The following is a 25,749-nucleotide window of genomic DNA, read 5'->3' on the forward strand; positions in this document are numbered from 1 at the left end:
CCTCAGCCCCGGGCGCGTTCAGCAAGCCACAGGCGCAACTGTTTCTTATCGACTTTGCCGACCGGCGTCAGCGGGAGCGCATCCACGCTCTCCACGCGGTCCGGCAGCTTAAATTCGGCAACGCCCTGCTCGCGCAGGAAGCGACGCACCTCGACCGCGCGCAGGGGCTGTTTCACCACCAGATACGCGCAGCTCTTCTCACCCAGCAGGCTGTCCTCCATGCTCACCAGCGCGGCGTGGATCACCGCCTCGTGGCGCAGTAGCAGGTTCTCGATCTCTTCGGCGGCGATCTTCTCTCCGCCGCGGTTGATCTGATCCTTCTCGCGTCCCTGCACGGTGATGTAGCCCTGCTCGTCGATGGCGATCAGATCGCCGGAGCAGTAAAAGCCGTCGGCGTCGAAGGCGCTGGCGTTGTGTTCCGGGCTGTTAAAATAGCCCCGGAAGGTATACGGCCCGCGGGTCATCAGACGCCCGACCTCCCCGCGCGGCAGCGGGTTGCCGTGCTCGTCCGCCACCCATACCTCGTCGTCCGGGCACATCGGGCGCCCCTGGGTATTGATGATGCGTTCCGGCGCGTCGTCGAGCGCGGTGTAGTTCACAAGCCCTTCCGCCATGCCGAACACCTGCTGCAGCTGGCAGCCAATCTCGGCCGGTATACGCGCCGCGAGCGTGGCGGAAAGGCGCGCGCCGCCCACCTGCAGCAATTTGAGCGATTTAAGCTGCGCGTTTCCCGCCCCGTCGGCGATGGCCTGCAGCCACAGGCTAACCGCAGGCGGCACCAGCGAGGTGACGTTAACCTGATGCTGTTCAATCAGCGGGAAGCAGAGCGTAGCGCTCGGATCGTTCGCCAGCACCACGCAGCCGCCCGCGGTAAAGACGCCTAACGATCCCGGCGAGCTCATGGCGTAGTTATGCGCCGCAGGGAGCGCGTTCAGGTAACGCGTTTCGGCGGTAATGCCGCAGATCTCGTTGCTGCGGCGAATGCTGTAGTCGTAATCGTTATGCGTGCGCGGGATAAGCTTGGGCGTGCCGGTGCTGCCGCCGGAAAGCTGGAAAAACGCCACCTCGTCGGCGGGCGTCGGGTTAGCAATAAAATTGTCCGCCGGGCGGGAAATCGCCGCCTCCAGCACATGCTCACCCCCGTCACCGCGCAGCAGGACGACGCGCACCGAACGGTGTTCATCCACGAAAGCGTTAAGGAAGTCATCGCCCGCGAACAGCGCGTGGTCGCGATCGGCAATCAGCACGGCGGGTTTGATTTGCAGGGCGTAAGCGTTCAGCTCGCTGCGCTGGTGGCTAAAGAGCGCGTTCACCGGCGCCACGCCGATTTGCAGCAGCGCGAAGAAGGTGATGTAGAACTCGGCCACGTTGCCAAGCTGCACCAGCGCCGTCTCGCCGCGCTGCAGCCCGCGCGCCTGAAGGGCTGAAGCCAGGTTGTTTACGGACTCATTAAACGCGCGGTAGGTCACGCGACGTTCGCCGTCGATAATGGCGACCGCATCACTATTCGCGCGATCCGTCAGGATGTGTGTCAGCGGCAGATCCTGCCAGTAGCCTTTTTCACGGTAGCGCAGGGCAAATTCCTCAGGCCAGCGGGTAAAGGGAATGGTCATCAGTCTTCCTCAGTGCAAACCAAAAACGTTGAGCATGGTGGAGAGCTTCACGCCGGTCTCGCGCCACTCGCCCACCGGGGAGGAGGCGGGCACAATGCCCGCGCCGGCAAACAGGCGAACGCTATTTTTATGCAGACGCGCGCAGCGGATGGTCACCACCCACTCGCCGTTGCCTTCGCTGTCGCACCAGCCGACGATGCCGCCGAACAGCTCGCGGTCGAACGGCTCCAGCTCGGCAATCAGCTCTTTTGCCGCCTGATGCGGGAAGCCGCTCAGCGCCGGCGTCGGGTGCAGCAGGCACGCCAGGGTCAGGGCGTTCTCGTTTTCACGCGCCTCGCCTTCCACAGGCGTCGCCAGATGCCACAGCGTCGGCGTGGTGATGAGCTGCGGAGAGTCAGGCATGCTGAGATGATGGCTGCGAGGCGCGAGAATGGCCTTCATCGCCTGGGTCACGAGGTCGTGCTCGTGGCGGTCCTTTTCGGAGGCCAGCAGCTTGTTGCCCGCTTCGCGATCCAGCACGTCGTCCGGCTGGCGGCGCGCGGAACCCGCCAGCGGCAGCGAGCTAAAGTGCGCACCCTCTTTGCGCAGCAGCAGCTCCGGGCTTGCCCCGAGCAGCACGCCGCCGTCTTCCAGCGGCACGTGGAAGTTAAAGCTCGCCGGGTTCTGGGCAATAAGGCGCTCCAACAGGGCGCCGCTGTCCATGCGTTTGTCTGTCGCGATATCAATCAGGCGCGACAGCACCACCTTGTTCACCTGCGGCGTGGCGGTCAGCGCTGCCGCGCGGGCGACCATCTCTTCAAACACGGGCTGCGGCGGGATCTCGGTGCGTTGTTCCACCTTCAGCGCCTGCGTACCGGAGAAATAGCGTGAAGACTGCTGACGCGCCGGGCGAGAAAAGGTCTGCCAGCGTTCGGGAATAAACAGCGACGAGGGCTTGCGGGTATCAAACGGGATCGCCCCCACCATCACCGGGTGAGCAATGCCGCTGGCTTTTGCATTCCGGAAGGCCTGGGCTAATTTTTGCTGGAACTGACCCGCCGGATCGTCGCCGCCGACGGCGGGTTCATTGAAGCGGGCAAAACAGCCGGACGTGGTAAAGCTGCGGTAAGGCGACATAAAGAAAAAGCGGTCTGATTGCAGCGTGCTTGCGGTGTGCTGAACTTCCTCAGCCAGGGACGTATCCATATCATCCTCCTCAAATGATAAAAGAAGCAATAATGATTATCATTTATATTTTCGAGGCTAACCTAATCCCACATCGCTTCGCTGTCAACCGTCGGGCAAATAACTTGTGCGACAAAAGCTTGCATCCCTTCGCGGCAACCATGAAAATGAGAAGCATTATCTTCAACAAAAACAGGATACCGCGCTGTGAAATTCCCTGCCGTTTGCCGTACTCCCCTGCTTTTATTCGGACTTTTTGTTTTAGGACTTACCTCAGCCGCCGCTGCCGACTGGCCACGTCAGGTGACCGACAGCCGCGGCGTGCATACCCTGGAGAGCAAGCCGACGCGCATTGTCTCCACCAGCGTGACCTTAACCGGCTCCCTGCTGGCGATTGACGCCCCGGTCGTCGCCAGCGGCGCAACCGCGCCGAACAACCGCGTGGCGGACGCGCAGGGTTTCCTGCGCCAGTGGGGTGATATCGCGAAACAGCGCAAGGTCGCGCGGCTGTACATTGGTGAGCCGAGCGCCGAAGCGGTCGCGGCACAGATGCCGGACCTGATTTTAATCAGCGCCACCGGCGGGGATTCCGCGCTGGCGCTGTACGACCAGCTCTCCGCCATCGCCCCGACGCTTATCATCAACTACGACGACAAGAGCTGGCAGGAACTGCTGACGAAGCTGGGCACCATTACGGGACAGGAAAAGCAGGCCGCAGAGCGCATTACCGCTTTTGATAAACAGCTTGCGCAGGTGAAACAGCAGATGAAACTGCCGCCGCAGCCGGTGAACGCCATCGTCTACACCGCCGCCGCGCGCAGCGCCAACCTGTGGACCGCAGAATCTGCACAGGGCAAGCTTTTGCACCAGCTGGGCTTTACGCTGGCTGACCTGCCAGCCGGGCTGCACACCTCCAAAAGCCAGGGCAAGCGCCACGACATTGTTCAGCTGGGCGGTGAAAGCCTGGCTACCGGGCTGAACGGTGAAGGGCTGTTTGTGTTTGCCGGCGACCAGAAAGATGTGGATGCGATTTACGCCAACCCGCTGCTGGCGCATCTGCCTTCAGTGAAGAACAAGCGCGTCTGGGTGCTGGGAACGGAGACCTTCCGCCTGGATTATTACAGCGCGATGCTGGTGTTAGACAGATTGAATACGTTGTTCAAGTAGGTATTTTACCTCCCTCTCCCTGTGGGAGAGGGTCGGGGTGAGGGCATCAGGCCGCACCGTCGTTCAACACACTCTCCTGCCTGAACCGCCGTAATTCCGCTAATGCGATCAACAAAATCCCGCCAATCATCGCTAATACAAACCCGCTGCTGCTCGCCGACGCCACCGGGGTCATTATCGCCCCCAGGCCGCCGAGGATCGCCGCACCGATGGCATCACCCGTCACGTTCTGCGCGGTCCACAGGCCGTTGATGCGCCCGAGCATCCCTTCCGGCGTCTGGGTCTGGATCAGGGTGTACTGTAACAGCGAGCTAATGGCGCTGAGCCAGCCGAAAATCACCAGGCACAACACGCCCAGCGCCCACACCGGCATCAGGCTAAAGAAGCCAATGGCGATAAACGAGGCCAGCGTGGCAAGCAGCATAATCAACCCCGGCCGCGCGCTTTGCGCCAGGTTGCCGCTGGTCAGCGCTCCGCACGCCGCGCCGAGCGGAATGGCGGCGTAGAGAATGCCAATCTCCGAGGCGCTCATCTGCCACTCTCCCGCCAGCGCCGGGTACAGCACTCGCACCGCGCTCGCCATGGTCAGCAGGCCGCCGAGCAGCGCAATGCCGCCAATCAGCGGGTTGCTGAACAGAAAACGAATGGCTGCCATCAGCGATTTCAGCGGATGCTCGCGCGGCTGCGGCGGAGGCGGAAGAAGGGGCAGGCGCAGCAGGGTCAGCGTGGTGATAAAGGTCCCCGCCGCCGCCAGCCCGTAGTTCCAGGCCACGTTGCCCGTTGCCAGCAGCAGGCCGCCCACCATCGGCGAAATCACCGAGCCGAGGCGCACGGTGAGCATGGTGATCGCCCCGGCCTGCATCAGGTTTTCACGCCCGACCAGCGCGGGCGTGGCCGCCAGCAGCGCCGTCACGCCTAGCGAGGCAAAAAAGCCGTCCCACAGGCCAAGAGCGTAAATGGCAATCAGCGACGGCTCCGGCAGCATGGCGTTCAGACACAGCCCGATAAAGCCCACGCCGCAGGTGCCGCGCGCCAGCAGGATCAGCTTCTTACGCTCGTAGCGGTCCGCGAGCACGCCGCCGACCATCAGGCCGATAAACATCGCCCCGCCGGTTAAGGTAACCGACAGCCCCACCAGCCAGCTGGAGTGCGTCATGGTCTGGATCTGTACCGGCACGGCCACGCCGAGCAGGCCGAGGGATAAAATGGAGATAAAGCGGGCGATAAAAACGGCGCGATACGCCGGGTGCGTTTTAAGCAGGCTGAGGTTGAGCAGCCAGGATTTTTGATTCATGACAAAGCCTTGAGTGTAATTCTACCCATTCCATGGGCGCACATGCTAACATAGCCAAATAAGATAGATAACGATAATCACTATCATTATCAAATCATGGATGTTGCTATGTCGTTTTCCTCTTCTTCGGTGCGCGCCATTGCCGTGCCCGTTTTATTGCTGCTCCTGAGCCTTGCGATTGCACTCAGCCTGCTGGTCGGCGCGAAGCCGCTGCCCGCGTCCGTTATCGTTGATGCGCTCACCGGCACCTGTCAGAGCGCCGACTGCGTTATCGTGCTCGACGCCCGCCTGCCCCGTACCCTCGCCGGGCTGCTTGCCGGTGGCGCGCTCGGCCTTGCCGGCGCGCTGATGCAAACCCTTACCCGTAACCCGCTGGCAGACCCCGGCATCCTCGGCGTTAACTCCGGCGCCAGCTTTGCCATCGTGCTCGGCGCGGCGCTGTTCAGCTTCACCTCTCCGTCTGAGCAGCTGGTCATGGCCTTCTGCGGCGCGCTGGCTGCCTCGCTGATCGTGGCGTTTACCGGCAGCCAGGGCGGCGGGCAGCTGAGCCCGGTGCGCCTGACGCTGGCGGGCGTGGCGCTCGCGGCGGTACTGGAAGGGTTATCCAACGGCATCGCCCTGCTCAACCCGGACGTCTACGACCAGTTGCGCTTCTGGCAGGCCGGCTCGCTGGATATCCGCACGCTTGAAACCCTGAAAGTGGTGGCGATCCCGGTCATTATCGCTGCCGCCGTGGCGCTGTTTTTAAGCCGCGCGCTCAACAGCCTGAGCCTCGGCAGCGACACCGCGACCGCCCTCGGCAACCGCGTGGCGCGCACGCAGCTGATTGGTCTGCTCGCCATCACCGTACTATGCGGCAGCGCGACCGCCGTGGTCGGCCCGATTGCCTTTATCGGCCTGATGATGCCGCACGTGGCGCGCTGGCTGGTGGGGGCGGATCACCGCTGGTCGCTGCCGGTGACGCTGCTGGCCACCCCTGCCCTGCTGCTGTTTGCCGACGTGCTGGGCCGCCTGCTGGTGCCCGGCGAGCTGCGCGTCTCGGTGGTCAGCGCCTTTATCGGCGCGCCGGTGCTGATCTTCCTCGTGCGCCGCAAGCGCGGAGGTGGCGCATGATGGCCCCGTCCCGTCGTTTACTCACCAGCGTCTCGCTGCTGCTTATCGCCATTCTGCTGCTGGCGGTCTGGAGCCTGCGCAGCGGCGCGGTCACGCTCGATTTCACTCAGGTCTTTAACGCCCTGCTCGGCAGCGCGCCGCGCAACATCACTATGGTGGTGACGGAGTGGCGGCTGCCGCGCGTGGCGATGGCGATTCTGGTGGGCGCAGCCCTGGGCGTCAGCGGTGCGATTTTCCAGTCGCTGATGCGCAACCCGCTCGGCAGCCCGGACGTGATGGGCCTCAACACCGGGGCCTGGAGCGGCGTGCTGGTGGCGATGGTGCTGTTTGGCCAGCACCTGACGGCCATCACCTTTACGGCGATGGCGGGGGGCATTCTGACGTCGCTGGTTATCTGGCTGCTTGCCTGGTGCAACGGCATCGACACCTTCCGCCTGATCATCATCGGCATCGGCGTCCGCGCCATGCTGATGGCCTTTAACACCTGGCTGCTGCTGCAGGCCTCGCTGGAAACCGCCCTCTCCGCCGGGCTGTGGTATGCCGGTTCCCTCAACGGCCTGACGTGGGGCAAAACCTGGCCCGCCGCGCCGCTAATAGTGCTGATGTTTATCGGCGCGCTGCTGCTGGTGCGGCGCATGCGTCTGCTGGAGATGGGCGACGACAGCGCCTGCGCGCTGGGCGTAAGCGTTGAACGCTCGCGCCTGATGCTGATGCTGGTGGCCGTACTGCTGACTGCCGCCTCTACCGCTATCGCCGGGCCGATCTCGTTTATCGCCCTCGTGGCGCCGCATATCGCGCGTCGTCTTAGCGGGACGGCGCGTTGGGGACTCACCCAGGCGGCGTTCTGCGGCGCGTTGCTGCTGCTGGCCGCCGATCTCTGCGCCCAGCGGCTGTTTATGCCTTATCAACTGCCGGTGGGCGTGGTGACCGTCAGCCTCGGCGGGATTTATCTCATCGTCTTGCTCGTTCAGGAGTCACGCAAGAAATGACAGACACAACCACCCGCTTGCGCGGCGAAAATCTTACCCTCGGCTACGGCAAAAAAATCATTGCCCGTGACTTATCCGTTGCCATTCCGGACGGCCATTTTACGGCAATCATCGGGCCGAACGGCTGCGGTAAGTCGACCCTGCTGCGCACCCTCAGCCGCCTGATGACGCCGGCTGAAGGCAGCGTGTTCCTCGACGGAGAGCAGATCCAGCGCTTCGCCAGCAAAGAGGTGGCGCGGCGCATCGGGCTGCTGGCGCAAAACGCCACCACACCGGGAGACATCACGGTACAGGAGCTGGTCTCGCGCGGGCGCTATCCGCACCAGCCGCTGTTCACCCGCTGGCGTAAAGAGGATGACGAGGCGGTCAGCCGCGCGATGCGGGCGACGGGGATTACCGATCTCGCCCTGCAGAGCGTGGATACCCTCTCCGGCGGGCAGCGCCAGCGGGCGTGGATTGCGATGGTGCTGGCGCAGGAGACCGCCATCATGCTGCTGGACGAGCCGACGACCTGGCTCGACATCAGCCATCAGATTGACCTGCTTGAGCTGCTGAGCGAGCTGAACCGCACGCAGGGGTATACCCTGGCCGCGGTGCTGCACGATTTAAACCAGGCGTGCCGCTACGCCACGCATTTGATTGCGCTACGCGACGGCGAGATTGTGGCGCAGGGCGCGCCGAAGGAGATTGTGACGCCGGAGCTGATCGAGCGGATCTACGGCATGCGCTGCATGATTATTGACGATCCGGTGGCGGGAACGCCGCTGGTGGTGCCGTTAGGCAAGCGTGCGGTCTGATGCCCTCACCCCGGCCCTCTCCCACAGGGAGAGGGAGCAAACCATCCCCTCTCCCACAGGGAGAGGGTTAGGGTGAGGGGCTTTAAACGTTACCCCAAAATCTCCTTCAACACCGGCCCTATCTTCTCAAACGCCTGCGGTGAAATGATATCCACGTGGGCGCAATCCTGGCTGTACACCTCCAGTTCACTCACCCACGGCGCCCACGCGACCTGCGGGTCCATCGTTCGCGTGCGTTCGGCAACAAACAGCGTCGCTTTACCCTCAAAGCGCGCGCTGTGCGCCGTGGTCAGCAGCCGCACCGCGTCGGCGTAGTTGCCTTCGATAGCGTTAAACAGCTCGCTGGTGCCCTGCCCCTGCTGAGCGGCGATAAAGGCCTGACGCTCGCGCTCGATTTCCGCCAGCACCTCCGGGTCGAGGCCGTTGGCCTCTTTTTCCGCCCAGTTCTGGGTTTCCGGCGGCCAGGTATCCAGCAGACCGAGGAACGCGACCGCTTCACCCTGCGCGCGCAGACGCGCCGCAATGCCCTGCGCCAGCGTGCCGCCGAGGGAATAGCCGAACAGGTAATACGGCCCCTGCGGCTGCTGCTTACGCAACGTATTCAGGTGATGTTCGATTACTCCATCCAGATCCGCGCACTGCTGCATCGGCCCTTCCGGGTGCGGCGACTGAATGCCGGTTATCGACCAGCGCGGGCTGAGGTAGCGCGCCAGCACGCTGAACTGCCACGCGAACCCGGACGCCGGATGGAAGCAGAACAGCGTTGGGCCGCCGCTTTCACGCAGCGGGAGAAGCGTTTCAAATCCCAGACGCTGCGCCTGCTCGTCGCTCATCTGCGAGTCCAACAGCGCGCTGAGCTTACTCACAGTGGAGGCGACCATAATCTGCCCCGGCGTGACCTTGCGGGAGAACGTGCGGCTAAGCTGCGCCGCGAGGCGCATCGCCAGCAGCGAATGACCGCCGAGGGCAAAGAAGTCGGCTTCGATATCGTTCACTTCGCAGCCCAGCAGCGCCGAGAACGCCTGCGCGACAGTGATTTCGGTTTCGCTTTCCGGCGCGCGGCCGGATGTTTTGCTGGTCAGCTCCGGCAGCGGCAGCGCCTTGCGGTCGAGCTTGCCGTTCGCGCTTAGCGGCAGCGCGCTGATTTGCAGCAGCACCACCGGCACCATATGCGGCGGCAGCTGTGCTTTGAGGGATGCCAGCAGCGCGTCGCGGTCCAGCGGCAGACCCGATTCAGAGACAACATACCCCACCAGCTGGCGGGCATCGCCGCCCGTTGCCGCCGCCTGGTTGAACACGCAGGCGTGCGCCACGGCCTGGGCCACGTCCGGCAGCGACAGCATCGCCCGGTCGATTTCGCCGAGCTCAATGCGCTGGCCGCGAATTTTCAGCTGATCGTCGCTGCGGCCCAGATACTCCACCGCGCCGTTGTCCAGCCAGCGGGCAACGTCGCCGGTACGATACATCCGCTCGCCCGGGGCAAACGGATCGGCAATAAAGCGGCTCGCGGTCAGGTCCGGACGGCCCAGATACCCCTGCGCCAGCTGGATGCCGGTGAGGTAAAGATCGCCCGCCACGCCGAACGGCACCGGGCGCATCATCGCGTCAAGGATGCGTAACCCCGTGTTCCACACCGGGAAACCGATCGGCACGCTGTTGCCTTCAACGGCCGCCAGTTCCGGGCCAAACGCCGGATACCAGCTGACGTCCACCGCCGCTTCCGTTGGGCCATAGAGGTTATGCAGCGGCACATAGGTGAGCTGTTCCCACTCGCGGCAGAGCCCGGTCGGCAGCGCTTCGCCGCTGCAGAACACCTGCCTAAGCGTTTTGCAGCACGCGACGTTGTCTGGCGTCAGCGAGGCGACAAACGCCGCCAGCATCGACGGCACGAAGTGGGTTGTCGTCACGCCGTACTGCGCGAAGAAGCTCTGCATCGCCTGCGGGTCGCGGTGCGCGTCCGGCTCGGCCATCACCAGCTTCGCCCCGGCGATAAACGGCCACCAGAACTCCCACACCGACACGTCAAAACTGCATGGCGTTTTCTGCGCCACCACGTCGCTCGCGTTCAGCGGGTAGTGATTCTGCATCCACTTCAGGCGGTTGACGATGGCGGTATGCCCGACCATGACCCCTTTCGGACGCCCGGTCGAACCGGAGGTAAAGATGATGTACGCCGTCTGCTCCGGCTTCGCCAGGCGCAGCGGTTCAGCACCCGCGGTCGGTAACAGTGTGTTGTAACTAAATGAGGTAATCGGCAGGTCGCTAAAGCGCGAACGCTGCTCGTCGGTGGTAATGAGCAGGGACGGCTTCGCGTCCTCCAGCATCATCCGCAGGCGGTCGTCCGGGTAGCCGGTGTCCAGCGGCAGCCATGCGGCTCCCGCCTCGACGATGCCGTGCAGCGCCAGCGTCAGGAACACCGAACGCGGCAGGGCCACCGCCACGCTGTCGCCCGGCTTCACGCCGCGTTCGCGCAGCAGGTTTGCCAGCGCGACGACCTGCTCGCGCATCTCACGATAGCTCAGCGCAATGTGGGCATCCGCCAGCGCGGGGGCATCCGGCGTTTTGTTCGCCTGCTCCGCCACCAGCTCCGCGAGCGTGGTGGACGGCAGCGCCAGCCCGGTATCGTTGATGCGCGCGAGCTTTGCGTACTCCTGCTCTGAAACGGTTTCCACCTCGCCGCAGCGCAGGTCAGGGTTCGCCGCAAACTGCATCAGCATCGCGTTCAGGCGCGAAACATGGCGAGTGAGCGTTGCTTCATCGTAACGCTGCTTGCTGGCGAGGATCTCAATGCTTAATCCGCCCTGCTCGTCAGGGAACAGCGCCAGCTCCAGATCGTTCACCGGGCCAGTTGCCAGCGTGTGGGTGGTGGCCTCCACGCCGTCGATATCCAGCTGATAATCGAACATCTTGACGTTCAGCACCGGGCCAAACAGGGCTTCGTCGCCTGCCGACTTCCCGCTGTCGCGCACGATCTGCTCGGCGTCGTAGCGCTGGTGGCGGCGCATTTTTTTCAGCTGGTTAGCCAGGCGCAGCGCCAGCGCGGGCAGGCTCTCCTGCGGATTGATATTCACCGCCAGCGGCAGGACGTTGAGCACCGGCCCGGTCGCGGTCAGCGCGGCGGACCCCATGCGGCGCATAAAGATAAACCCGGCGGCGTAGTCCAGCCGTCCGGTGAGGCGGCCGAGCCACAGCGCCACCAGCGCAAGCGCCAGATCGGTGCGCTGCACCTGCCCTGCCGCCTGCGCAAGCTGGCTAAAGGCACGGCCGTCGGCGGCAATTTTCAGGCGCAGAATGTCGGTAGTGGCAGCGCGTCCCGGCAGCGGCGAGGAAGAGAGCGAGACCGGAGAAGGCAGTTGCTTGCGCTGCTCAGCCCAGAAGGCACCGTCGCGCTGATACGCCTCGCTGGCGCGGTAGCGCTGATACTCGTCCACCACCTCGGCAAACGGCGTAAACGGGGATTCAGGCGTCGGTTCGCCCTTTTTCCAGGCGGCATAAATCGCGGCAATCTGACGCGTAATGGCCGGGAAGCTGAAGCCATCTACCACCAGATGATGATAGCGCTGATACCAGTACCACTGACGCTCGCCGACCTGAATCAGCTGGTGAAACGCCAGCGGCTGACCGCTGTCGACGCGCAGGTTCTGGTTGAGATCGGCCTCCATCAGCGCCAAGGCGGCGGTGTGAGAGTCAACGCGAACGATGGACGGCTCAGGCAGAATGAAGGTGTCATCCACCCACTGCCACACCTCGCCGTTGTCCTCAATGAAACGCATCCGCAGGGTATCGGCCTGCATCATGCCTTCCGCAATGGCTTTTGCCAGCATCGGCGCGTCAATATCGCCTTTCAGCTCGGTGTAGTGCGCCACGCTCCAGGCGTTTGGCAGCGTGGACAGCTGCTCCGCCATCCAGATCCCCGGCTGGGCGGCAACGAGAGGAAGACGGTTCATGCGTTCCCCTCCGCAAAATGGGACGGTACTAAGGTTTGCCAGCGTTCCGCCAGCCATTTCTGGCATGCGTCCTGCGGCTGCGCTTCGCACACCACGCGCCACCCTGCCGGCAGCTCGCACTGCTGCGGCCACAGGCTGTACTGCCCGTGGTCGTTTTGCAGAATGGCGAACTGTCCCTGCGGGTTATCGAAAGGATTGCTGAATTCCATACAGACTCCGTTATTGAATAAGCGGCTGCCAGAGGGTCATCAGCCCCTGCGTCAGCCCACCGCGCCAGCAAAGCGCATCGTGTCCGCCGTCAACCTGACGCCAGTAAACCTGATGCCGGGCGCGTAGTTCGGCGTAAATCGCCTGATTGGCGTTGAAAATCAGCGGCTCGTTGCGCCCGGCCTCAAGGACGATGCGCAGCCCGCGCGCGGCTATCTCATCCGCTTTAAGCTGTTCGATTAACAGCCCTTCCTGCTGCCCGCCGCGGTGCGGCCACCAGTAAGAGCCGGACTGGCTCAGCACGCAGCCAAAACGCTGCGGCCAGTTCAGCGCGGCGTAAAGGGAAGAGAGGCCGCCAAAGCTTTGCCCTGCGACCACCGTCCGGTCGGCGCGGTCGCTGAACGGCACGCGGTTTTTGACAAGCGGGAGAAGCTCTTCCTGTATCGCAAGCCAGAAATCGGCATTGCACGGCAGCTCGCGGTTGCGATGCGCCATGTCGATCACATCGATTAACACGTAAACGGCAGGCGGCAGTTTGCGCTCGGCGGTGAGCGACGCCAGCGCGGGCCAGACGGGCATGCTTTCGGCCCAGAACTGGCCGTCGAGCAGCACTGCCAGCGGGCGCTGCGGGTTAGCTTCACCGGTGGTGAAAACCCATACGCGACGGCGGTTTTTCAGGCGCGCGCTTTCCCATTCGATGCAGACCGGCGCGCTGTGGGGCGTATCCGGATGATGCCAGCCCGGCTGAACCGGGGCTTCCGGCATCTCCAGCGCCGAGACGGCATGGCCGCGCCCGCCGCGCCAGCTCTGCGGATTCAGAGGGTCAGACACCGCGCGCGGCAGCAGTTTGCGCCAGCCTTCGCGCAGCGCCATGCGGTCCGGCTGCTGGCCTTCGAATACCGCGTCGGCAAAATCATTTTCATTCACGGAGGGGATAAAACAGTAGCTTCCGCGCCATTCGGGGCTGAACTCGCCCTGCCACTGCCAGACGTCGGTATCAGGAATGCGTTCGAGGGATTGCGGGCGGGCATTTTGATGGTGATCGGTCACGCCGGTGATATAGAGCCAGACGCGTTTGGTCGGTGACGAACGTTGCGTTCCTGCCGGGTCACGCCACCAGAACGTGACGCGATATTGTCCCTTTTCCGGCGTCCATTCAGGCCCCTTTTTCGACTGCCACCACGCTTCACTTCCCGTTGTTAACGTCGTCACCCTTATAACCTCATGTTTAACCGTCTTTTTTGTCTCAGGACAAATTTTATTGATAATATTATTGATAACTATTTGCATTTGCAATAGCGTAGTGCCCGCGCTGTGGGAAGCGCGCTCAAAAAACAATCATGCCCACTTGCGGGTGACACCATGCCGCCTCCTCTCCCCTTCGGGAATGGAGCCAGGGGACGCGGCGCGAAAAGCAGGACGTACAATGAATAAGAAGATTCACTCCCTGGCCTTGCTGGTCAACTTAGGGATTTACGGCGTCGCGCTGCCAGCCCTGGCAGACGACAGCACCGCCTCCGCGCAGCACGAAGATACGATGGTCATCACCGCCGCCGAGCAGAACCTGCAGGCGCCTGGCGTATCGACCATTACCGCCGATGAGATCCGTAAAAACCCGCCCGCGCGCGACGTGGCTGAAATTATCCGTACCATGCCGGGCGTAAACCTGACCGGGAACTCCACCAGCGGCCAGCGCGGGAATAACCGTCAGATTGATATCCGCGGGATGGGGCCGGAAAACACCCTGATCCTGATCGACGGCAAGCCGGTGACCAGCCGTAACTCCATCCGTCTGGGCTGGCGCGGCGAGCGTGATACCCGCGGCGATACCGGCTGGGTGCCGCCAGAGATGATTGAGCGCATCGAAGTGATCCGCGGTCCGGCGGCCGCGCGCTACGGCAACGGTGCGGCAGGTGGCGTGGTGAACATCATCACTAAAAAGTTCGATGACCAGTGGCACGGCTCCTGGAACACCTACCTGAATGCGCCAGAACACAAGGACGAAGGTTCCACTAAACGCACCAACTTCAGCCTGAGCGGCCCGCTCGGCGGCGACTTCAGCTTCCGCATGTTCGGTAATCTGGACAAGACGCAGGCCGACGCGTGGGACATCAACCAGGGCCACCAGTCCGATCGTACCGGTGCCTACGCCGACACGCTGCCCGCAGGCCGCGAGGGTGTAGAAAACAAAGACATTAACGGCGTGGTGCGCTGGGACTTCGCGCCAATGCAGTCCCTGGAGTTTGAAGCAGGCTACAGCCGCCAGAACAACCTCTACGCCGGCGATACCCAGAATACCAACAACGACAACAGCTCCAGCGGCCTGGTGAAGAAAAACTACGGCAAAGAGACCAACCGTATCTATCGCCAGAATTTCGCCGTCACCTGGAACGGCGGCTGGGATAACGGCATCACCACCAGCAACTGGGCGCAGTATGAGCACACCCGCAACTCCCGCCTGGGCGAAGGGCTGGCGGGTGGTCTGGAAGGGCTGTTCAACAGCAATAAATTCACCGACACCGACCTGGCCGACGTGATGCTGCACAGCGAAATCAACCTGCCGATTGATTTCCTCGTCAACCAGAACCTGACGCTGGGCACCGAGTGGAACCAACAGCGCATGAAGGACTCGACCTCCTTCACGCAAACCCAGCAGGGCGGCACTATTCCGGGCATGAGTAACGATCGGAGCCCGTATACGTCGGCAGAGATCTTCTCGCTGTTCGCCGAGAACAACATGGAGCTGACCGACAGCACCATGCTGACCCCGGCGCTGCGCTTCGACCATCACACCATCGTCGGCAACAACTGGAGCCCGTCCCTGAACCTGTCGCAGGGTCTGGGGGATAACTTCACGCTGAAGATGGGTATCGCGCGTGCCTATAAGGCACCGAGCCTGTACCAGACCAACCCGAACTATCTGCTCTACAGCAAAGGCCAGGGCTGCTACGCAAGCTCCGACGGCGTGGGCTGCTACATGATGGGCAACGACGACCTGAAGGCCGAAACCAGCATCAACAAAGAGATTGGCCTGGAGTGGAAGCGCGACGGCTGGCTGGCGGGCGTCACCTGGTTCCGTAACGACTATCGCGACAAGATTGAAGCGGGCTACGCGCCGATTGGACACACCTCTTCCGGTAAGGTGCAGACCGATATCTACCAGTGGGAAAACGTGCCGAAGGCGGTCGTTGAAGGGCTGGAAGGCTCCCTGAACGTGCCGGTCAGCGACACGATCAACTGGACCAACAATATTACCTACATGCTGCAGAGCAAGAACAAGGAGACCGGCGACCGTCTGTCGATCATCCCGGAGTACACGCTGAACTCGACCCTGAGCTGGCAGGTTCATCAGGACGTGTCGCTCCAGTCAACCTTCACCTGGTACGGCAAGCAGCAGCCGAAGAAGTACAACTACAAAGGTCAGCCGGTGACCGGCTCGGAGAAAGACGAAGTCAGCCCGTACAGCATCGTTGGCCTGAGCGCGACCTGGGACATGACCAAAAACGTCAGCCTGACCGGCGGCGTGGATAACGTCTTCGACAAGCGCCAGTGGCGTGCGGGAAATGCCCAGACCACCGGGAACACCACTACCGGTGCGTATATGTACGGCGCGGGAGCGTATACGTATAATGAGCCGGGCCGGACCTGGTATATGAGCGTGAATACGCGCTTCTAGGTAAAAGCAAAACGGCAACCTCGTTGCCGTTTTTAGTGTTTGCTCCCTCTCCCTGTGGGAGAGGGCCGGGGTGAGGGCATCAGGCCGCACTATTTGCTGAAAGAGGAAAAACATGCACACCACCCACCGCACGTTCATTCTCGCCGGCCACACCGTCCATCGCGTCACCTTCGATCCCAAGACCTTCACCGACGCCGATCTCCTCTGGCTCCCCCACCATGCCGAACTTGCAAACGCCGGACGCAAACGCAAAGCCGAACATCTGGCGGGCCGCATCGCCGCCGCCCATGCCTTACCTGACCACGCCGTTCCCGGCATCGGCCCCAGCGGCGAACCGCTCTGGCCGGAAGGCGTTTCAGGAAGCATCACCCACAGCGGCACGCAGGCGATGGCGATTGTCGTCCGTCATCCGGCAGCGCTGGTAGGTATTGATTGCGAAGCCATTCTTGCGGAGCGTGAAGCCCGTGAAATCCAGGACGGCATTATTGATGCGCAGGAGGCGATGTGCCTGACGCGCTCGGGCTTCCCTTTCGCGCTGGCGCTGACGCTGGCGTTTAGCGCCAAAGAGAGTCTGTTCAAGGCGCTCTTTCCGCAGGTGAAGACGTATATGGGTTTTGACTGTGCGAGAGTCACCGCGTTAGATGAGAAAACAATTTCACTGAAGCTTTCTTACCCGGCTGGAAAATATCCAGAGAGCGCTGGCTTTACCCTCGCCTGGCAGACTACTGATGAGAGCGTGTGGACGTTGCTGAAAGCCTGATGGCGCTTCGCTTATCAGGCCTACGGTAAACCGGTTTTGTAGGCCGGGTAAGCGCAGCGCCACCCGGCAAGAAAGACGGCTGAATTGTTAATGACAGATGTTTGTCATCAATCAAACATCCGGGAACATCACGCTATTCCCCGGCGCTTCCCTGTGCAGATGGATAAAGTTCAGGTGCCGTTCATACTGGTCCAGAATGTCCGTAATTACCTGCTCCTTGCTGTAATCCATCAAATCATTCCCCTGGCTCCCTTCCAGCAGGAAGGTCTCAAGCCGGTAGTAGGTCGATTTCCCGCTGCGCGCCCGGTAGGTAAAACCGGGTACCGAGTACTGCTGCGGCCAGATCTGGTAGACAAAGTTCTGCTCATCGCCCATGTGCACCAGCAGATCCAGGTGTCCCAGGGTCTCGCCCTCCTCCGGCGGCAGGTTTTTCAGCTCCACGTAGGCACCACGCAGCTTCAGCTCCTGGGCTACCTCTTCCATGGCGGGGAAGCAGACCGTCTCCATCATCTGTTTGGTATAGCGCGTGCCCGGGTAGTTCATCAGGCGCGACAGGCGTTTCTTCCAGCTCAGCCTGTCCTGCGCGCCCATCGGGCGCGGCGCGGTGTCGCGGCTGGCGCTGACGCGGCGGTAATCTTCCACCTTGAGGGACTTATACAGCCCGGCCATCACGAAGAAGATAACGAAGCTGAACGGCAGCCCCATGATCACCGTGGTGTTCTGCAGCGCCGAGATGCCGTTTGTCATCAGCATGCCGAGCGTCAGCAGGCCGATGGCGACGGACCAGAAGATGCGCAGCCAGTTCGGCGCGTCGCTGTTAATGTCCTTCAGCTTCGAGGTGAAGTTGCCCAGCACCAGCGCGCCGGAATCCGCCGAGGTGACGTAGAACAGCAGGCCGGTAATGGTCGCCACGGACGCGCTGAAGGTAAACGCCGGGTACTGCGCCAGCAGGCTGTAGAAGCCGCGCTCCGGGTGCGCCATCGCTTCCTGCGCGAAGGTCGCGTTGCCGTGAATGATCTCGTGCAGCGCGCTGTTTCCGAACACCGACAGCCACAGCAGGGTAAAGGTGAACGGGATAATCAGCGTGCCCATCACAAACTGGCGGATGGTGCGGCCACGCGAAATGCGCGCCAGGAACAGGCCAACGAACGGCGACCACGCCACCCACCACGCCCAGAAGAACAGCGTCCAGTTGTTCATCCACTCTACCGGGCGATCAAAGGCGAAGCTGTTTAGCGTCATGCCCATAAAGCGGTTCACGTAATCACCCACGTTCAGCACTAAGCCATTGAGCAGGAAAGAGGTATCCCCCATAAACAGCACAAACAGGATCAGGCCCAGCGCCAGCGCGACGTTCAGCTCAGAGAGCACGCGGATGCCCTTGTCGACGCCGGAGGTCACCGAAATGGTGGCGATGATCACCGACAGCGCAATCAGCGCCGCTTTGGCCGCCATCGAATCCGGAATATCAAACAGCACGCTCAGCCCGTAGTTGAGCTGCACCACGCCAATCCCGAGCGTGGTGGCGATACCGAAGATGGTGCCGATCACCGCCGCAATGTCCACGCTGTGGCCAATCGGTCCGTTTATCTTTTTGCCGAAAATCGGGTACAGCGCGGAGCGAATGGTAAGGGGTAAATTATAACGATAGCTAAAGTATCCAAGCGCCATCCCCATCAGGGCGTACATCGACCAGCCGGTCAGGCCGTAGTGGAACAGCGTCCAGACCATCGCCTGTCGCGCGGCCTCCATCGTCTGCCCTGCCCCTTCCGGCGGCTGCATATATTGCGTGACCGGTTCGGCCACGGAGAAGAACATCAGGTCGATGCCGATGCCGGCGGCAAACAGCATCGCGGCCCAGCTCAACAGGCTGAACTCGGGTTTTGACTGCTCGGGCCCGAGCTTTACCGACCCGAAGCGCGAGCAGGCAATGCAGACCACGAAGACGATATAGAGCGTCGCCGCCAGCAGGTAGTACCAGCCGAAGGTCTTCGACACCCAGTTCAGGGTCCGCCCAATCCACTCGGCAGAAAAATCACGAAAGAAGATGGTTGTCAGGGAAAACAACAAAATCAGTCCTGCGGATGTATAAAAAACAACCGGATTGATTTTGTCCTTTTCTCTGTCTTGTGAAAGGTCTGTCATCCAGTATCCCCACTGTTTTTGTAACTATTAAAATCCAAATCCGCAACAATTAAGACACATTTTATATTGAACGTCCAATCAAAAACCGCTTTAATGGTTAACCAACGCTGATGAATGGAGTGGCAACAATGCCCAAAGTGGGGATGCAGCCAATCCGGCGCAGGCAGCTTATCGACGCCACGCTGGAAGCAATAAATGAAGTGGGAATGCATGATGCGACGATCGCGCAGATCGCCCGTCGGGCGGGCGTTTCCACGGGGATCATCAGTCACTACTTCAAAGACAAAAATGGTCTGCTGGAAGCGACCATGCGCGACATCACCGGCCAGCTGCGCGACGCGGTATTAAGCCGCCTGCACGCCCTGTCGAACGGCAGCGCGGAGCAGCGCCTGCAGGCGATTGTCGGCGGCAATTTTGATGAGACCCAGGTCAGCAGCGCGGCGATGAAGGCCTGGCTGGCCTTCTGGGCGAGCAGCATGCACCAGCCGATGCTCTACCGCCTGCAGCAGGTGAGCAGCCGCCGCTTATTGTCAAACCTGGTGTACGAGTTCCGCCGCGAACTACCGCGCGAACAGGCGCAGGAGGCAGGCTACGGGCTGGCTGCTCTGATTGACGGCCTATGGCTGCGCGCGGCCCTGAGCGGCAAACCGCTGGATAAGACGCTGGCCCAGTCGCTTACCAGCCACTTTATCAGCCAGCATTTACCGACCGATTAACCGAGGAGAATTTATGTCCCGAATGGCAGAACAGCAGCTTTATATCAATGGTGGTTATACATCGGCCACCAGCGGTCGCACCTTCGAGACCATCAACCCGACCAACGGTGAAGTTCTGGCGACCGTGCAGGCCGCCGGGCGCGATGACGTCGACCGCGCCGTGGAAAGCGCACAGCGCGGGCAGAAGATCTGGGCGGCGATGACCGCCATGGAGCGCTCGCGCATTTTGCGCCGCGCCGTTGATATCCTGCGCGAGCGCAACGACGAGCTGGCAAAGCTGGAAACCCTCGACACCGGTAAAGCCTTTTCCGAAACCTCAACCGTGGACATCGTCACCGGCGCGGACGTGCTGGAGTATTACGCGGGGCTGATCCCGGCGCTGGAAGGCAGCCAGATCCCACTGCGTGAGACCTCGTTCGTCTACACCCGCCGCGAACCGCTGGGCGTGGTGGCGGGCATCGGCGCGTGGAACTACCCGATCCAGATCGCCCTGTGGAAATCTGCCCCGGCGCTGGCAGCGGGCAACGCGATGATCTTCAAGCCGAGCGAAGTGACCCCGCTCACCGCCCTTAAGCTTGCCGAGATCTACACCGAAGCGGGCCTGCCGGACGGCGTGTTTAACGTCCTGCCGGGCGTGGGCGCGGAGACCGGCCAGTTCCTGACCGACCATCCGGGCATCGCCAAAGTCTCCTTTACCGGCGGCGTCGCCAGCGGCAAAAAGGTGATGGCCAACTCGGCGGCTTCGTCCCTGAAAGAGGTGACGATGGAGCTGGGCGGCAAATCTCCGCTGATTATTTTCGACGACGCGGATCTCGATCTCGCGGCGGACATCGCCATGATGGCGAACTTCTTCAGTTCCGGCCAGGTGTGCACCAACGGCACCCGCGTGTTCGTGCCCGTGAAATTTAAAGCCGCGTTTGAGCAGAAAATCGTCGAGCGCGTGGGCCGCATCCGCGCGGGCGATCTGTTCGATGAAAACACCAACTTTGGCCCAATGGTCAGCTTCCCGCACCGCGACAGCGTGCTGCGCTACATTGCCAAAGGCAAAGAGGAAGGCGCGCGCGTGCTGTGCGGCGGTGACGTGCTAAAAGGTGACGGCTTTGATAACGGCGCGTGGGTTGCCCCGACGGTCTTCACCGACTGCACCGACGAGATGACCATCGTACGCGAGGAGATCTTCGGCCCGGTGATGTCCATCCTCACCTACGAAACGGATGAAGAAGCCATTCGCCGCGCCAACGACACCGACTACGGTCTGGCGGCGGGCATCGTCACGGCCGACCTGAACCGCGCCCACGGCGCCATTCATCAGCTCGAAGCGGGCATCTGCTGGATCAACACCTGGGGTGAATCCGCCGCAGAGATGCCGGTTGGCGGCTACAAGCACTCCGGCATCGGCCGCGAGAACGGGGTGATGACGCTCCAAAGCTACACCCAGGTGAAGTCCATCCAGGTTGAGATGGGTAAATTCCAGTCCATATTTTAACCGGGAGGTTTATTTGCAATTTGACTACATCATTATCGGGGCCGGCTCTGCCGGCAACGTACTGGCAACGCGACTGACTGAAGATCCGAACACCACCGTGCTGCTGCTTGAAGCGGGCGGGCCGGATTACCGCTTTGACTTCCGCACCCAGATGCCCGCCGCGCTGGCGTTCCCTTTGCAGGGCAAGCGCTACAACTGGGCGTATGAAACCGAGCCAGAGCCGTACATGAACAACCGCCGCATGGAGTGCGGGCGCGGCAAAGGGCTGGGCGGCTCGTCGCTGATCAACGGCATGTGCTACGTGCGTGGCAACGCGATGGATCTGGATAACTGGGCTAAAGAGCCGGGCCTGGAGCACTGGAGCTATCTCAACTGCCTGCCCTACTACCGCAAGGCCGAAACGCGCGACGTGGGCCCGAACGACTACCACGGCGGCGACGGTCCGGTGAGCGTCACCACTTCCAAACCGGGCGTGAACCCGCTATTTGAGGCGATGGTGGAGGCGGGCGTGCAGGCGGGCTACCCGCGCACCGACGATCTTAACGGCTATCAGCAGGAAGGCTTCGGCCCGATGGACCGCACGGTCACGCCGCAGGGCCGACGTGCCAGCACCGCGCGCGGCTATCTGGACCAGGCCAAAAAGCGCCCGAACCTGACCATCCGCACCCACGCCATGACCGACCGCATCCTCTTCGAAAGCAAGCGCGCGGTGGGCGTCGAGTGGCTGGAAGGCGAAAGCACCATTCCATCCAAAGCGACGGCGAAGAGAGAGGTGCTGCTGTGCGCAGGCGCGATCGCCTCCCCGCAGATCCTGCAGCGCTCCGGCGTGGGCAACGCGGAGCTGCTGAAGCAGTTTGATATCCCGCTGGTGCACGACCTGCCCGGCGTGGGCGAAAACCTGCAGGATCACCTGGAGATGTATCTTCAGTACGAATGCAAAGAGCCGGTTTCCCTCTACCCTGCCCTGCAGTGGTGGAACCAGCCGAAGATTGGCGCCGAGTGGCTGTTTGGCGGCACCGGCGTGGGGGCGAGCAACCACTTCGAGGCGGGCGGGTTTATCCGCAGCCGCGAGGAGTTCGAGTGGCCGAACATTCAGTACCACTTCCTGCCGGTAGCGATTAACTACAACGGCTCGAACGCGGTAAAAGAGCACGGCTTCCAGTGCCACGTCGGCTCCATGCGTTCCCCAAGCCGCGGCCACGTGCGCATTACGTCACGCGATCCGCAGCAGCATCCGGCGATTCTGTTCAACTATATGTCCCACGAGCAGGACTGGCAGGAGTTCCGCGACGCGATCCGCATCACCCGCGAGATCATGCACCAGCCTGCGCTGGACAAATATCGGGGGCGCGAAATCAGCCCGGGCGTCGAGTGCCAGACCGACGAGCAGTTGGACGAGTTCGTGCGCAACCACGCCGAAACCGCCTTCCACCCGTGCGGCACCTGCAAGATGGGCTATGACGAGATGGCGGTGGTCGACGGTGAAGGCCGCGTTCACGGACTGGAAGGGTTACGCGTGGTGGATGCGTCGATTATGCCGCAGATCATCACCGGCAACCTGAACGCCACCACCATTATGATTGGCGAGAAAGTTGCCGACGCCATTCGCGGTCGCGAGCCGCTGGCGAAGAGCACGGCGGCGTATTATGTGGCGAATGGCGCACCGGTGAGGCGCTAAGTCGTTTTCCCCTCACCCTAACCCTCTCCCCGCTGGGGAGAGGGAATTCCCTCTCCCGAAATTTATTTTCATTTCCCTGCATCCAGTTTTCCCCCTGCCCTCGTATGTGAGTATGTGAGCAACGCCTTTGCTCCCTAATCCGAGGATAAATGATGAAAAAGCTACTCAGTGTTGCATTCGTATCCAGCGCTTTACTCTTCTGTGCAGGCGCATCAGCAGCCATGACGTCAGGCACCGTGATGGTGGGCGGAGCGGAAATGTTCCCGAGCAAAAACATTGTTGAGAACGCCGTGAACTCGAAAGATCACACCACCCTGGTGGCGGCGGTCAAAGCAGCCGGGCTGGTGGATACGCTTCAGAGCAAAGGGCCCTTCACCGTTTTTGCGCCAACCGATGCGGCGTTTGCAAAATTGCCTGCGGGTACGGTCGACAACCTGGTGAAGCCGGAAAATAAAGCGCTGCTCACCAGCATCCTGACCTATCACGTGGTAGCCGGTAATTACGATATGAAAGCGCTGGAGCAGAAAATTAAACAGGGCGGCGGCCACGCTGAACTGAAAACCGTTAACGGTCAGCCTCTGTGGATCATGAGCAACGGCCCGCACAATATTCAGCTCAAAGATGGTAAAGGTAACGTGGCGAACATCAGCACCTATGACGTCCATCAGAAAAATGGCGTGATCGATGTGATTGATACCGTCCTGATGCCTAAGTAGTTGTCTATACTTCGGAAGTGTGACGTTGCCTTCCGGGAAAAACATGGATAACGCGCTGGCTGAACAGCAGTTGAAATTAATGCAGGCGGTCGCAAACGGCGATCGCCGCGCATTTGAACAACTATACCGACTCACTTCACCGCATCTGTTTGCCGTCGCGCTGCGCATGCTGCGTCATCGCGCCTGGGCGGAAGAGATCCTTCACGACTGTTTTGTCACCGTCTGGAGTAAAGCTGAAACCTATAACGCCACCCTGAGCTCTCCGATGACCTGGCTCACGCATATTGTTCGCAACCGCTGCATTGACTGGCTGCGCAGCGGGCAAACCCGCGCTGCCGCCCGCGAGGAGTCGTATTCCGAAGATATTCTGCTGAGCGAAAGCGACGAGCCGAATAGCTGGCACGACGACGCGCAGGCAGCACGGCTCAGGCATTGCCTGGAACATCTGAGCCACGAACAGCGTCAGAGCATTACGCTTGCCTACTATCAGGGCATGTCCCACAGCGATATTGCAGACTGGCTTCAGCAGCCGGTGGGCTCAGTAAAAAGCTGGATCCGCCGCGCAATGGATCATCTTCGGGAGTGTGTGGGCCTATGAATGACGCTGAAAAACGCGACGACATGCTGGCAGCAGAATATGCCCTCGGCACCCTGCGGGGAGGGGCACGGCTTCAGTTTCAGAAAAGGCTTGCCGATGAACCCGGCCTGGCCGCCCGCGCTGCGTACTGGCAGAACATGTTCAGCACGCTCGATAGCCATCTTGCGCCAGTCCCTCCGCCAGAAACGGTGTGGAAGAGAATCGTCCTCGATCTGCCCTCTACAACGCCTTTGCGTAAAAGCCGTCCTTATATCGGCTGGATGGCCGCGGCTTCCCTCGCCGCCGTTACCGTCATTGCCTGGTATTCCACCCGCACGCCGGAACTCGCTCCGCTGATGGTGCTCAACGATGCCCGGCAGCATGGGGAGTGGGTAGTCAGTGCGGACGCCAGACGCGAGCATCTGAGCATTACCCCGCTCAGACCGAACGCCGTTGCGGCACAACATAGCCTGCAGCTTTGGCTGATACCTGACGGTCAGGCGCCGATATCGCTGGGGCTGCTGCATACCGCCATACCGACACGCGTTACTCTCAGGAACACAGCGCTGACTCCTGACGCCACGATAGCGATAAGCCTTGAACCAGAGGGAGGCTCCCCCACCGGCCTTCCCACGGGGCCCGTGCTGTACAGTGGAAAAATATAATCCTCGTGCCTTATTCGCAGGGAGGCGAGGGGCACCCAATTTCATTCTGTTCATATGACAGTTACATATAAGAATTAAATATTAGGCTTGCAATTAATTTTATTATTATAAAACGTTATTGACATACTCTTCCGTACTCCATTAAGTTTTAAGCGAACCTTATTCCATGTCAGATATACAATATATCAAAAACCAGAATTAAAGAATTCGCCGTTATTCTTTAATCCTTCCCTGCCTTTTATTTTTTGAATCACACAACAGTGAGATAAGATCATGAATAATAGTGCAAACAAGGTTGTCGTTATCACCGGTGCCAGCAGCGGGATTGGTGAGGCCATTGCCCTCCATTTAGCGAATAATGCGTATTCGCTGGTCCTGGTGGCGCGCCGTCAGGACAAAATTAATGCCCTCGGGGACAGGATAATCCAGCAAGGCGGCAAGGCCATCGCCGTCAAGGCCGATGTGACCCGTCAGGAAGAGGTCCAGCGCGCCATTGAGGCTGCCATCGCCGCATACCAGCGCGTGGACGTGCTGATCAACAACGCTGGCTTTATGGCTATCGCCCCACTCAGCGAGCTGAAAACCGACGAATGGGACAAGATGATTGATACCAATCTGAAAGGGGTACTGTACGGCGTCGCGGCCGCATTACCGGTGTTCCAGCGCCAGGGAAGTGGACACTTTATTAACGTTGCCTCGGTAGCGGGCATCAAGGTCCTTGCCCCCGGCGGCGTGGTGTACAGCGCGACAAAATTCGCCGTTCGCGCGCTTAGCGAGGGTCTGCGCCAGGAAGCAGGTAAAACGATACGCACCACGCTTATCTCTCCCGGCGCGGTCGAAAGCGAGCTGCAGTTCGGCAGCTCAGACGAAGAGAGTAAAAAATTTCTCCATGAATTTTATAAGCAGGCTATTTCGGCAGACGCGATTGCCCGCTCCGTTTTATTTGCCATCGAACAGCCAGGCGACGTTGATATTAATGAAATTGTTGTTCGTCCGACGCAGGAAGAATTTTAGCATGCCTTAAATAATACTGAATGAG

Annotated in this window: 20 protein-coding genes; 13 read left to right on the forward strand and 7 right to left on the reverse strand. The window is 61.2% G+C overall.

The features are described 5' to 3' along the window. Window positions 1-2: 2 nt before the first annotated feature. Window positions 3-1,613 (reverse strand): (2,3-dihydroxybenzoyl)adenylate synthase EntE, encoded by a 1,611-nt coding sequence (gene entE / locus ABR39_RS12190; RefSeq protein WP_047347142.1) that lies wholly within the window; start codon window positions 1,611-1,613, stop codon window positions 3-5. 9 nt (window positions 1,614-1,622) lie between these two features. Further along, the gene (entC, locus tag ABR39_RS12195; protein WP_047347143.1) at window positions 1,623-2,798 is read right to left on the reverse strand and encodes an isochorismate synthase EntC; all 1,176 of its coding nucleotides are present in this window, start codon (window positions 2,796-2,798) and stop codon (window positions 1,623-1,625) included. 186 nt (window positions 2,799-2,984) lie between these two features. Here entC and fepB point away from each other — a divergent pair, with 186 nt between their 5' ends. Continuing rightward, entirely contained in the window at window positions 2,985-3,944 is a 960-nt protein-coding gene (gene fepB, locus ABR39_RS12200) for a Fe2+-enterobactin ABC transporter substrate-binding protein (RefSeq protein WP_047347144.1), read from the forward strand. 46 nt (window positions 3,945-3,990) lie between these two features. On the opposite strand, the gene entS is transcribed toward fepB, so the two are convergent. Continuing rightward, window positions 3,991-5,238: an enterobactin transporter EntS gene (gene entS, locus ABR39_RS12205; protein ID WP_047347145.1), complete on the reverse strand. Its 1,248-nt coding sequence runs from the start codon at window positions 5,236-5,238 to the stop codon at window positions 3,991-3,993. 108 nt (window positions 5,239-5,346) lie between these two features. Between entS and fepD the strand changes: the two genes are divergently transcribed. The 3 genes from fepD to fepC are packed head-to-tail and all read left to right on the forward strand — an operon-like array spanning window position 5,347 to window position 8,137. Further along, on the forward strand, window positions 5,347-6,351 hold the full coding sequence (gene fepD, locus ABR39_RS12210; RefSeq protein ID WP_047347146.1) for a Fe(3+)-siderophore ABC transporter permease: 1,005 nt from the start codon (window positions 5,347-5,349) through the stop codon (window positions 6,349-6,351). After that, window positions 6,351-7,340 (forward strand): iron-enterobactin ABC transporter permease, encoded by a 990-nt coding sequence (fepG, locus tag ABR39_RS12215; RefSeq protein WP_123156787.1) that lies wholly within the window; start codon window positions 6,351-6,353, stop codon window positions 7,338-7,340. The genes fepD and fepG overlap by 1 nt, the downstream gene beginning before the upstream one ends. Then, complete coding sequence (gene fepC / locus ABR39_RS12220; protein ID WP_047347148.1) at window positions 7,337-8,137, forward strand: iron-enterobactin ABC transporter ATP-binding protein; 801 nt, start codon at window positions 7,337-7,339, stop codon at window positions 8,135-8,137. Before fepG ends, fepC begins: the two co-directional genes overlap by 4 nt. Before the next feature lie 89 nt (window positions 8,138-8,226). Here fepC and entF read toward each other — a convergent pair whose 3' ends face one another. Genes entF through fes form a run of 3 tightly spaced genes read right to left on the reverse strand, consistent with a single transcriptional unit; the run spans window position 8,227 to window position 13,503 of the window. Beyond that, window positions 8,227-12,084: an enterobactin non-ribosomal peptide synthetase EntF gene (gene entF, locus ABR39_RS12225; RefSeq protein ID WP_047347149.1), complete on the reverse strand. Its 3,858-nt coding sequence runs from the start codon at window positions 12,082-12,084 to the stop codon at window positions 8,227-8,229. Next, window positions 12,081-12,293, reverse strand: coding sequence for an MbtH family protein (locus ABR39_RS12230; RefSeq protein ID WP_047347150.1), 213 nt, complete (start codon window positions 12,291-12,293; stop codon window positions 12,081-12,083). Before ABR39_RS12230 ends, entF begins: the two co-directional genes overlap by 4 nt. A gap of 10 nt (window positions 12,294-12,303) precedes the next feature. Then, complete coding sequence (gene fes / locus ABR39_RS12235) at window positions 12,304-13,503, reverse strand: enterochelin esterase (protein WP_047347151.1); 1,200 nt, start codon at window positions 13,501-13,503, stop codon at window positions 12,304-12,306. A 214-nt stretch (window positions 13,504-13,717) separates the two neighbouring features. Between fes and ABR39_RS12240 the strand changes: the two genes are divergently transcribed. Both ABR39_RS12240 and entD read left to right on the forward strand, forming a co-directional pair. Next, window positions 13,718-15,967, forward strand: a complete 2,250-nt coding sequence (locus ABR39_RS12240) for a TonB-dependent siderophore receptor (RefSeq protein WP_047347152.1) — start codon at window positions 13,718-13,720, stop codon at window positions 15,965-15,967. Window positions 15,968-16,079: 112 nt separating this feature from the next. After that, entirely contained in the window at window positions 16,080-16,727 is a 648-nt protein-coding gene (gene entD / locus ABR39_RS12245; protein WP_047347153.1) for an enterobactin synthase subunit EntD, read from the forward strand. A 111-nt stretch (window positions 16,728-16,838) separates the two neighbouring features. Here the strand turns inward: entD and betT are convergent, their stop codons facing one another. After that, window positions 16,839-18,872 carry a choline BCCT transporter BetT gene (gene betT / locus ABR39_RS12250; RefSeq protein ID WP_047347154.1) on the reverse strand — a complete coding sequence of 678 codons (2,034 nt, stop codon included), beginning with the start codon at window positions 18,870-18,872 and terminating at the stop codon, window positions 16,839-16,841. 128 nt (window positions 18,873-19,000) lie between these two features. Between betT and betI the strand changes: the two genes are divergently transcribed. The 7 genes from betI (at window position 19,001) to ABR39_RS12285 (ending at window position 25,724) form a co-directional block, all read left to right on the forward strand. Then, on the forward strand, window positions 19,001-19,588 hold the full coding sequence (gene betI / locus ABR39_RS12255) for a transcriptional regulator BetI (RefSeq protein WP_047347155.1): 588 nt from the start codon (window positions 19,001-19,003) through the stop codon (window positions 19,586-19,588). A 13-nt stretch (window positions 19,589-19,601) separates the two neighbouring features. Next, window positions 19,602-21,074: a betaine-aldehyde dehydrogenase gene (gene betB, locus ABR39_RS12260; protein ID WP_047347156.1), complete on the forward strand. Its 1,473-nt coding sequence runs from the start codon at window positions 19,602-19,604 to the stop codon at window positions 21,072-21,074. Window positions 21,075-21,087: 13 nt separating this feature from the next. Beyond that, window positions 21,088-22,752, forward strand: a complete 1,665-nt coding sequence (gene betA / locus ABR39_RS12265; RefSeq protein WP_047347157.1) for a choline dehydrogenase — start codon at window positions 21,088-21,090, stop codon at window positions 22,750-22,752. Window positions 22,753-22,904: 152 nt separating this feature from the next. Continuing rightward, complete coding sequence (locus ABR39_RS12270; RefSeq protein WP_047347158.1) at window positions 22,905-23,468, forward strand: fasciclin domain-containing protein; 564 nt, start codon at window positions 22,905-22,907, stop codon at window positions 23,466-23,468. 43 nt (window positions 23,469-23,511) lie between these two features. Beyond that, on the forward strand, window positions 23,512-24,066 hold the full coding sequence (locus ABR39_RS12275; RefSeq protein WP_047347159.1) for an RNA polymerase sigma factor: 555 nt from the start codon (window positions 23,512-23,514) through the stop codon (window positions 24,064-24,066). Further along, on the forward strand, window positions 24,063-24,710 hold the full coding sequence (locus ABR39_RS12280; RefSeq protein ID WP_047347160.1) for an anti-sigma factor: 648 nt from the start codon (window positions 24,063-24,065) through the stop codon (window positions 24,708-24,710). Before ABR39_RS12275 ends, ABR39_RS12280 begins: the two co-directional genes overlap by 4 nt. Before the next feature lie 273 nt (window positions 24,711-24,983). Continuing rightward, the gene (locus ABR39_RS12285) at window positions 24,984-25,724 is read left to right on the forward strand and encodes an SDR family oxidoreductase (protein WP_047347161.1); all 741 of its coding nucleotides are present in this window, start codon (window positions 24,984-24,986) and stop codon (window positions 25,722-25,724) included. Window positions 25,725-25,749 lie beyond the last annotated feature (25 nt).

It is taken from the genome of Enterobacter genomosp. O (genome assembly GCF_001022965.1).
Taxonomy (GTDB): Bacteria; Pseudomonadota; Gammaproteobacteria; order Enterobacterales; family Enterobacteriaceae; genus Enterobacter; species Enterobacter cloacae_L.